The following is a 7,809-nucleotide window of genomic DNA, read 5'->3' as shown; positions in this document are numbered from 1 at the left end:
GCTGGGCCATGATGCGCAGGTGAAGACGGCCAACGCGACCTGCATGGCAATTGCCACCAACCAGCCGATTTCGGTGCCGCGCAACGACAAGATCGTGGGCGAGCAGGATGCCCGCGCCGCGGGCAGGCCGCTGGCCGATCCGCTGGCCGGCTTCAATCAGGAACAAAAGCTGCACGACATCTACCGCTATGCAGTGGTGACCGATGCGGTGGAGGGCCTGGTGATGGTCAATGTCGATACGCTCACCGATGGGGAGCCGCGCAATAATTTCCTCAAACGCGCCGTGCTGGCCGGCGGCAAGACGGCGTGGAACCCGAACGGCGTGCTGAACGGTGCGCGTCACATCACGTTGGCCGGTTACATGGCCTATGTGACGACGCCCAAGGCCGTGGTGGTGATCAGCCTGAACACGCCGACCGCGCCCGAACTCAAGGCCGTGCTGCCGCTGAACGATGCGCGGGCCAGTGCCGTGCAATTCCGCTATTTGTGGGTGACCACGGCGAACGGCCTGGAATTGTTCGACATCGCCGATCTGGCGCGCCCCGTGTATCATCCCGAAGCGACCTTCGAGATCGGCAACGCGCGCAAATTCTACCTCGCCCGCACCTATGCCTATGTCGCAGCCAAGGACGAAGGTCTGGTGATCGTGGACATCAAGAAGCCGCTGGCGCCCAAGCTGTACCAGCGCTTCACGGCCGGCGGCACGCTCAATGATGCGGAGGATGTGGTGGTGGCCACCACCAATGCCACGCTGTTTGCTTATGTTGCCGATGGCCGCAACGGCGTGAAGGTGCTGCAACTCACCAGCCCGGTCAGCCAGCCCAATTTTTATGGCTTTTCGCCCAAACCGATGCCGGAACTGATTTCCTTTGCCCGCACGGCCCGCCCGGCGCTGTCGGTGGCCAAGGGGCTGGACCGTGATCGCGGCGTGGATGAAACCGGCGGCCAGATCGCGGTGCTGGGCCGCCTGGGTTCACGCCCGTTCAACCGCAAGGAAACCGAGCATTTCTTCATCGGCGAGAACGGCCAGCCGTACCGGGTGACGGACCGGGTGGATATGGCCGGCTGGTCACCGCTGCGGAAGTAGCGCCGGCCTTCGCCAGCATGACGGGGTGATGGTGGAAAAGCGCCCCCTTGCGGCGCGGGTTCTCTGATTGGCCGTGTTACGGCGCGGATTCTTTGATTGGTCGCGTCACGGCGCGGATTCTTTGATTGGTCGCATCACGGCGCGACCAGCGGAAAATCGGGTTTCGGCGGCTGGAACAGGCCCATGAAGCGCTGCAGCACCGCCAGATCGCCCTTGATATCCAGCTGCCCTGCCGCGATCAGGTCAGGTGCTTTCACCGCGCCGCCGATCAACCCGATCAGCGCCCGGCGCGGCACCACCAACGTGGCCTGTGCTGCATCGGCAACGCCCTTTTCGTGCAGCATCACGCCGTTGCCGATGGTGACGAGGTGGCGTTCATTCGCATCCGGAATCTCGAACGCGATGGTCATTGGCAGGGTGGCGCGGTCCGGCACCAGCCGCACGCTCATGCTGTCGAGCAGATTGGCCACCGACAAATTGGCGGCAATGCCGGCGGCGGCCGCCTGGGTGCCGGGTTTGATACCGTGTTCAAGCTCCTGTGCGCCGGTGAGGTAGAAATCGCGCCACGGGGCGGCTTCGGCGCGCCACGCCAGTTGGCGATAGACGCCGGCCAGCGCGGCCTTGGCGCCCGGCGTGGCGGGAGCGGCGCGCACCAGAGTCGAAAGCAGCGTTGCGGCCCAGCGGTCATCACCCTTGGCAGCGGCAGCCGTGCCGGCAGCCAGCACCTTCTTCGGGCCGCCCATTTGCGCCACCAATCGCGGCGCCAGTAGGCCACGCGGCAGCGGATCGAGATTGGCTGGATCGCCGTCGAACGCGCCCAGATAGCGTTGATAGACGGCGCGCGCGTTGAATTTCAGGCTGCCGTAATTGGGCCGGTTGAACCACGCCTTGGCCAGCGGGTCGGGCAGCTTGATGGCCTCGCCGATCTCCACGGCATTCAGGCCATTGTTGATCAGCCGCACGCTTTCATTGTGCACAAAGGCATAGGCTTGGGCGTGGCGCAGCAGATAATCGCTGATATGATCCTTGCCCCAGCGCGGCCAGAAATGGCTGGTGAACAGCACATCGGTCTCCCCGCCCCAGCGCCGCCGCGCCTCGATCAGATAATCCGCCCAGCCCTTGGCATCGCGTACCAGCGCACCCCTGGGCGTGAGCAGATTGTGCATGGCGGCGTTGGCATTTTCAGCGAGGCACAGCGCTTTCCATGCCGGCAGATAGAAGTTCATTTCCGCCGGCGCTTCGGTGTTTGGTGTCACCTGGAAAACCATCTCCACGCCGTCGATGGTGCGTGTTTCGCCGGTGGCCTTGATGCTGTCCGTTGGCGGGATCAGGCCATAGGTGCCGGGCGTGCCCATCGGCCCCAGCCCCGACGAGACATGGCCAGTGGCCCCGCGCGGCAGCATCGCGCCAAACATGTAGGCAGCGCGGCGCAGCATGGCCGGGCCGGCGATGACATTTTCCGACACCGCATGTTCAAGAAACCCCTCCGGCGCGATGATCTGCACCTTGCCGGCCGCCACATCGGCCGGGTTCACCACGCCCATCACGCCGCCGAAATGATCGATATGGCTGTGGGTGTAGATGACCGCGACCACCGGCCGCTTGCCGAGCTTTTGGGTCACCAGCGCCATTGCGGCAGTGGCGGCTTCGGCACCGGTGAGCGGATCGACGATGATCCAGCCGGCGGCGCCGCGGATCACGGTCATGTTGGCCAGGTCGAGGCCGCGCACCTGCCAGATGCCGTCTGCCACCTGGAACAGGCCGTGCTTGGCCACCAAGGTCGCGTTGCGCCACAAGCTGGGATTCACCGTTGCCGGCGCGGGGCCGCTGAACTGCGCCTCGTCCGCCAGATCGCGCAGCACATCGCCCTTGGCGTTGCGGATCTTGCCGTCGGGGATGCTGCCCAGAAAGCCGCGCCCGGCAAAGTCGAAATCCTGCGTGTCGGCCCAGTTCAGCGTCGCACTGAGCGCCGCATTGTCGGCTTGCACCTGCGGGCTGGCAGTCGGAGGAACCTGCGCGGCTGCGGAGGCGAGGAGGAGGGCGAGGAGATGTGGTGTCATGACGCAAGGCTAGACCCGCGCCCGCCGCGCCTCAACTGTGAATTCGCACAATCAGGCTCTGGCTCGCCGTGGCCAGCAAGGTGCCATCCTGCGCAAACAGATGCACGCGGCCGTGGGCAAAGCCGGCGTGGACGGCGTGGATGCGGATATCGGTGAGCACCCACCCGGTGGGAACGAAATTCATGTAGCGGATGGTGTTATCCAGGCTGTTGCCGCCGGCATTGGCGCCCAGCGCGTTGCCGACGCCCGAAGGCAGGAAATCCGCCATCACTGCCAGCACCAGCCGGTCGATGGGCAGGCCGGGATCGGTGGGCCGCACCCACAGCCGGCCGATGCCATCGGCCGATGCCGGCGCGGTACCGCGTTCCCGCCCGAAGCTGCCGGCAGCCACCCGGCGTTCCCACAGGCTGTTCATGTCATCTGGATCGCGCTGCCAGCGGATCGTCATTTCGGGGCAGTCTTCGGGCGGCGGCACGGCCGGCATTTGCGCCCACTGGTGGTGCGGGCTGCCCTCGCGGCTGCCCAGCGCGGCGTTGACGGTGATGATTTCCTGGTCGCCCGCCCGTGTGATCACCCGCGCCTGGCTGTTGTATTTGCCGGCCACCGGCACGATCACTTCCAGATCAAGTTCCGTTCCCGGCCGCGCATAGCTGAGATATTGCGCTGCCGCCCACACCGTCGGGCGCCCGGTGAAATGCTCCACGGCGGCCAGCGCGCTCGCCAATCCCACCCCGCCGAACATGAACAATCGGTCGGGCGGACCGACGCACAGGTTCTTCGGCACGGTCAGCCGATAATGGCCGGGCCGGTCGGCAGGCTCGACGGGAATCAAGGGGTGCACGGGTCAGCTTTCGATGAAGGCGCGGATGCGGGTGGTGAACCCCGGATCGGCAAAACGGGAAATCGGGGCAGGGGCGCTGCCGGTATCGGCGAGCAGCGTGCTGGCGCGGGCTTTGAGATCATCTGCATCGGCGGCGACATGCAGGCCGGGGCGGATGCCGACATGGCGCGCGGTGGCGAGCTGGTGATCGGTGTTGTGCTCGCCCTGGGCTTGCAGGCGCGGCAGCATCAGGATCGGCTTGCCGGCTTCGATGGCGCTGATGATCGATCCCATGCCGCAGTGCGCGACGAACAGTGCACAATCCTGCACCCGCGCCTGATAATCGGGCAGCGCCAGCTTGCGCACCCAGCGGGCGCGGCGCGGTTCGTAATCGCCCTTGCCGATCTGGATTTCAACCGGGATTTCAGGATTGGCGGCGGCCCATTCGTCCATGGCGCGGGCGAGCCGATCAAATGCCAGCATCGAACCAACCGACACGAACACGCCGCTCACAGCACGCTGCCCCAATGTTGGGCCTTGCCCGCGCTGAGGTGCGGCCACTGGGTGACGACCTGCGAGCACACACGCCCGGCCTGCCCGCCGCTGCCCGACAGCACTTCGGAATTGGCGATGCTGTCCACCCACAGGCTTTTGACGCCGAACGGCCGGGCCAGCGCGCAGGCGATCAGGCCGGGCAGCGCGCCGGTGGTGATGATCACTTGCGGGCGCGTTTTGATGAGAATGCGGGCGATGTCGATCGCGGCGGCCGGGATGCGCCACCAATCGGCGCGGGAGACGTCGCGGAAGGTAAAGAACGGCGCATCGCCCACCAGTGCGCGGCTGGAAGGATCGACCGTGGCGATGCTCACCGCGTGCCCGTCCCACGCCGGGGACAGCCGCATGAGCTGAATGAAATGCCCGCCTCCCGACGCGATGGCCAGCACCCGTTTCGTCATGGTTCAGGCCGCCACCGGGGAAACGGATTCCGACAGGGCGTCCATGGTCAGCGTGTAGCTGCGCTTGCGGTCCTCGTGGCCGTGCAGGATGTTGACCAGCATCAGTTCGTCCGGCGCATATTCCGCGCATACCTGTTGCAGCCCGGCGCGCACGGTTTCGGGGCTGCCGGCCACCACGCGGCGGCTGGCAAAGGCTTTTGCGACATCGGGCCGATCGGCCAGCCACGCCAGCGCCACATCCGGCGGCGGCACCGATATGGATTTGCCCATCAACAGATGCGCGAACATCATGCGGGCGGGTGCGGCCAGGCGCAGGGCCTCTTCATCCGTGTCGGAACACACCGTCCACACCGCCACCATCAGGTGCGGCGTGTCACCGGCGTGGCCCAGAGTATTTCGGGCCGTGAAGCGGTCACGATACTGGTGCGCCAGTTCGCCCATCCGCGGCGCGATGAAATCGGCGAGGCAATAGGGCAGGCCCAGATCGGCGGCGAACGCGACACTGTCGGGCGAGGAACCCAGCACCCAGGGTTCGGGCACATGCGGCCGGCCGGGCAGGGTGCCGGCATAGGCATGAAAGGGGTGATCTTCGGGCAGTGAATTTTCGAAATAGCCGATCAGTTCCGCCAACGCTTCTGGAAACTGGTTTGGCGCGTATTGGCGGCGGTCCTGCTGCAGCGCGATCGCCGTGCGCTGGTCGCTGCCCGGCGCGCGGCCCAAGCCCAGATCGATGCGGCCGGGGTGGAGGCCGGCGAGCAGGCTGAATTGTTCGGCGACTTTCAGCGGCGAATAATGCGGCAGCATCACCCCGCCCGAACCGACGCGGATGCGCGACGTGGCATTGGCGACGGCACCGATCAGGATTTCCGGCGCACTGCCGGCCAAGGCGGTGCTGGCGTGGTGTTCGGCCAGCCAGAAGCGCTGATAGCCCAAGGCTTCGCAGTGGCGGGCCAGATCGATGCTGTTGGCCAATGCCTGCGCCGGGGTGGTGCCTTGCGGGATCGGCGTCTGATCGAGGACGGAAAGCGGGATCATTGCCGCAATCCGCGTTTTGAAACGTGGCGGCCGGGCAAGGCGGCGAGGACGGCGCGCCGCTGATCGTCGGTGGCCAGTGCCCAGCCGGTGATTTCATCGATGCTGCGCAAACAGCCTTTGCACCAGCCGCTGCGCCGATCGATGCGGCACACGTTGGTGCAGGGGGAAGCGACGGTGAGGGCCTCGCTCATGCTTTTCGCGCCGCCTTGAACAGGTGATAAAGCAGCAGCCCGGTCGGGCCGGCGAAGAAGGTGAGCGCCAGGCACGGCAGCAGCAGCCAGTGCGGCAAGGCGGCATCCTCGGCTTCCCAGCTGCCCACCCACAGATCGAACGCCAGATAATGCACCCAGCCGGCGAGCAGCGCCTGCGGTGAAGACAGCAGCAACCGCACGCCTTCGAGTGTGTCGAAACCGGCGCCGGCAGGCGGGCCTTCGCCGGCCAGGCCAGTGACCAGCAGCGTGACATAAAAGCCCGACAACAGCACCGCGATCACCCGCGCCGCCAGCACCAGCCGCGCCCGGGCCAGCGGCGCGCAGGCCAGCGCCAGCCAGCCGGGCAACACGGCCGCGCTGGCAATCTGGAACAGGCTGTCGGGCGTCATCGCGGCGCACAGTGGCGGCGGCGGCGGTGATGGTCAAGCGAGCGGCACTGTGGCAGCATCAGGTGAAACAGGGGAGGACTGATGATGAAGCGCATCTTGGCATTGGCGGCTGTGGCCGGGCTGCTGGCGGCGGCCGCGCCGGTGGACGTGGTGAAGGCGCCGGGTCGGCCGGAGGCGATGGCGGCGCTGGATGCAGGCCGCAAGCCCGCCGACGTGCTGGCGCAAAGCCTGATCCGGCCGGGTGCCCGCGTCATGGATGTGATGGCCGGGCAAGGCTATTATACCGAATTGCTTGCCCGCCATGTCGGGGCGAAAGGCCGGGTGATTGCCATCGAGCCGGTCAATTACATGGAAGATGCCAAGACGGCGGCGGCTTGGGCCGATCTGCAGAAGCGCAACAGGAATGTGGAGCTGGTGGTGGGCGCGCCGGGCGAGGCGGCCATGCCGGAGAAGCTCGATGCCGCCTTCTTCCACCTGACCTACCACGATCTTTATTGGCAGAGCGAGAAGTTCAAATATCCGCGCACCGATGTCGATGCGTACAACGCCCGGCTGTTTGCGGCGCTGAAACCCGGCGGTGTGGTGCTGATCATCGATCATTACGGCGTGCCGGGGATGGACAGCCGCGCTCAGGCTGACAAGACGCACCGCATCGATGCAGCTGTGGTCAAGGCTGACATGGCGCGCGCCGGTTTTCGTTTTGCCGGCAGCGTGCCGATCCTGGAGTTGGCGGGCGACGATCCCAAAATGCTGGTGTTCGATCCGGCGCTGCGCGGCAAGACCAACCGGTTCTACTATCGCTTTGTGAAACCCTAGGCCGGCAGCGCTGCCGTCACTTCGATCTCGATCTTCATCGCCGGGTCGAGCAGATCGGCGAAGATGACCGTGCTGGCCGGCGGGTTGGCGCCAAAGGCGGCGCGCAATTGCGGCCAGCAGGGTTCGAAATCGGCGCGGTTGGCCAGATAATAGGTCACGCGCACGACATGGGCGAAATCCGTGCCAGCAGCGGCCAGCGCGCGGCCGATGATGGTGAGTGCGTTGGCGCACTGGCTTTCCACATCGGCCGGCAGATCGCCGGTATCGGGATTGCGGCCCACGGTGCCCGAAACGAACGCGAACGGCGGTGCCACCACGGCGCGGCAATAGCCAACCAGCGCCTCCCACGGGGCGCCGCTGGCAATCCGGGTGATGGTCATCGCGGTCAGCGGCGCTGCAGACCGCCGCCGCCGCGCACACTCGCCAGCGCGGGG

10 protein-coding genes are annotated in these 7,809 nt (G+C 66.3%); 2 read left to right on the top strand and 8 right to left on the bottom strand.

Going from position 1 to position 7,809, the window contains the following annotated elements:
• Positions 1-1,087, top strand: a 1,087-nt coding sequence (locus ACESL8_RS04575) for an LVIVD repeat-containing protein (RefSeq protein ID WP_372916428.1), incomplete at its 5' end; no start/stop codon positions are given.
• Positions 1,088-1,221: 134 nt separating this feature from the next.
• Here ACESL8_RS04575 and ACESL8_RS04570 read toward each other — a convergent pair.
• The 7 genes from ACESL8_RS04570 to ACESL8_RS04540 are packed head-to-tail and all read right to left on the bottom strand — an operon-like array spanning position 1,222 to position 6,559.
• Positions 1,222-3,147 (bottom strand): alkyl/aryl-sulfatase, encoded by a 1,926-nt coding sequence (locus ACESL8_RS04570; protein WP_372916425.1) that lies wholly within the window; start codon positions 3,145-3,147, stop codon positions 1,222-1,224.
• A gap of 31 nt (positions 3,148-3,178) precedes the next feature.
• Positions 3,179-3,988, bottom strand: a complete 810-nt coding sequence (locus ACESL8_RS04565) for an acyl-CoA thioesterase (RefSeq protein WP_372916423.1) — start codon at positions 3,986-3,988, stop codon at positions 3,179-3,181.
• A gap of 3 nt (positions 3,989-3,991) precedes the next feature.
• Positions 3,992-4,480 (bottom strand): glycosyltransferase, encoded by a 489-nt coding sequence (locus tag ACESL8_RS04560; protein ID WP_372916421.1) that lies wholly within the window; start codon positions 4,478-4,480, stop codon positions 3,992-3,994.
• The gene (locus ACESL8_RS04555; protein ID WP_372916419.1) at positions 4,477-4,923 is read right to left on the bottom strand and encodes a UDP-N-acetylglucosamine--LPS N-acetylglucosamine transferase; all 447 of its coding nucleotides are present in this window, start codon (positions 4,921-4,923) and stop codon (positions 4,477-4,479) included. The genes ACESL8_RS04560 and ACESL8_RS04555 overlap by 4 nt, the downstream gene beginning before the upstream one ends.
• A 3-nt stretch (positions 4,924-4,926) precedes the next feature.
• Positions 4,927-5,958, bottom strand: coding sequence for an LLM class flavin-dependent oxidoreductase (locus ACESL8_RS04550; RefSeq protein WP_372916417.1), 1,032 nt, complete (start codon positions 5,956-5,958; stop codon positions 4,927-4,929).
• Positions 5,955-6,149: a DUF1289 domain-containing protein gene (locus ACESL8_RS04545; protein ID WP_372916415.1), complete on the bottom strand. Its 195-nt coding sequence runs from the start codon at positions 6,147-6,149 to the stop codon at positions 5,955-5,957. The genes ACESL8_RS04550 and ACESL8_RS04545 overlap by 4 nt, the downstream gene beginning before the upstream one ends.
• Positions 6,146-6,559 carry an ABA4-like family protein gene (locus ACESL8_RS04540; RefSeq protein WP_372916413.1) on the bottom strand — a complete coding sequence of 138 codons (414 nt, stop codon included), beginning with the start codon at positions 6,557-6,559 and terminating at the stop codon, positions 6,146-6,148. Before ACESL8_RS04540 ends, ACESL8_RS04545 begins: the two co-directional genes overlap by 4 nt.
• An 81-nt stretch (positions 6,560-6,640) precedes the next feature.
• Here ACESL8_RS04540 and ACESL8_RS04535 point away from each other — a divergent pair, with 81 nt between their 5' ends.
• Positions 6,641-7,375 carry a methyltransferase gene (locus ACESL8_RS04535; protein ID WP_372916411.1) on the top strand — a complete coding sequence of 245 codons (735 nt, stop codon included), beginning with the start codon at positions 6,641-6,643 and terminating at the stop codon, positions 7,373-7,375.
• Here the strand turns inward: ACESL8_RS04535 and ACESL8_RS04530 are convergent.
• A partial coding sequence (locus ACESL8_RS04530; protein ID WP_372916409.1) for a RidA family protein occupies positions 7,372-7,809 on the bottom strand: 438 nt, incomplete at its 5' end. The two genes, ACESL8_RS04535 and ACESL8_RS04530, sit on opposite strands and share 4 nt — an antisense overlap.

It is taken from the genome of Sandarakinorhabdus sp. (assembly GCF_041689835.1).
Taxonomy (GTDB): domain Bacteria; phylum Pseudomonadota; class Alphaproteobacteria; order Sphingomonadales; family Sphingomonadaceae; genus Sandarakinorhabdus.
The sequence above is the reverse complement of the archived record's forward strand: the minus strand, read 5'-3'. Positions and strand labels throughout refer to the sequence as shown.

What these genes read in the sequence shown, in the direction of transcription:
- ACESL8_RS04570 (WP_372916425.1), bottom strand. Translation starts at nt 3,147, where the DNA reads ATGACACCACATCTCCTCGCCCTCCTCCTCGCCTCCGCAGCCGCGCAG.
- ACESL8_RS04555 (WP_372916419.1), bottom strand. Translation starts at nt 4,923, where the DNA reads ATGACGAAACGGGTGCTGGCCATCGCGTCGGGAGGCGGGCATTTCATT.
- ACESL8_RS04550 (WP_372916417.1), bottom strand. Translation starts at nt 5,958, where the DNA reads ATGATCCCGCTTTCCGTCCTCGATCAGACGCCGATCCCGCAAGGCACC.
- ACESL8_RS04545 (WP_372916415.1), bottom strand. Translation starts at nt 6,149, where the DNA reads ATGAGCGAGGCCCTCACCGTCGCTTCCCCCTGCACCAACGTGTGCCGC.
- ACESL8_RS04540 (WP_372916413.1), bottom strand. Translation starts at nt 6,559, where the DNA reads ATGACGCCCGACAGCCTGTTCCAGATTGCCAGCGCGGCCGTGTTGCCC.
- ACESL8_RS04535 (WP_372916411.1), top strand. Translation starts at nt 6,641, where the DNA reads ATGATGAAGCGCATCTTGGCATTGGCGGCTGTGGCCGGGCTGCTGGCG.